Raw genomic sequence first — 573 nt, 5'->3', positions numbered from 1 at the left:
GGACGGTCACCACGGTAGGATTCATGACTGGGGTGAAGTCGTAACAAGGTAGCCGTATCGGAAGGTGCGGCTGGATCACCTCCTTTCCAGAGCTTCTCGCAAAATTGAGCGCTCACGCTTATCGGCTGTTGATAAAGACAGAAAGACTGTCTGTTAGTGGTTTTATCGGTTATAATGCCGGCCGCTTTCGATAATCCTCAATGATAAATATTCGAATGAATTTCGATTCGAGTCTTTTTCATTGGCGATTGAGCCAGTCAGAGTGATACGTCTTACGTATCGGCTGTCGTTCTTTAACAATCTGGAAGAAGCAAGTAATTTGGATAGCGAAAGCGTCTTGAGATGGACGTGAAAACTATCCGGGTTGTGATTGTATCGATGTATCTCAAGATGATTCGAACTCTATGTTTGACTCGATTTTGGAATACGGCACAACGCGAGAACTCAACCTGTAACGACTGTCGATGAGACAGACTCGTTATAGGGTCAAGCGAACAAGTGCATGTGGTGGATGCCTTGGCGATCACAGGCGATGAAGGACGCGGTAGCCTGCGAAAAGCTACGGGGAGCTGG

2 rRNA genes are annotated in these 573 nt (G+C 47.1%); both read left to right on the top strand.

Annotation, left to right across the window (positions count from 1 at the left end):
• A 16S ribosomal RNA gene (locus tag HWX39_RS35835) occupies positions 1 to 86 on the top strand; the annotation flags it as partial.
• 398 nt (positions 87 to 484) lie between these two features.
• A 23S ribosomal RNA gene (locus HWX39_RS35830) occupies positions 485 to 573 on the top strand; the annotation flags it as partial.

Origin of the sequence: Burkholderia sp. BCC0322 (assembly GCF_902833045.1) — a bacterium.
In the GTDB taxonomy this organism is placed as follows: Bacteria; Pseudomonadota; Gammaproteobacteria; order Burkholderiales; family Burkholderiaceae; genus Burkholderia.
The sequence above is the reverse complement of the archived record's forward strand: the minus strand, read 5'-3'. Positions and strand labels throughout refer to the sequence as shown.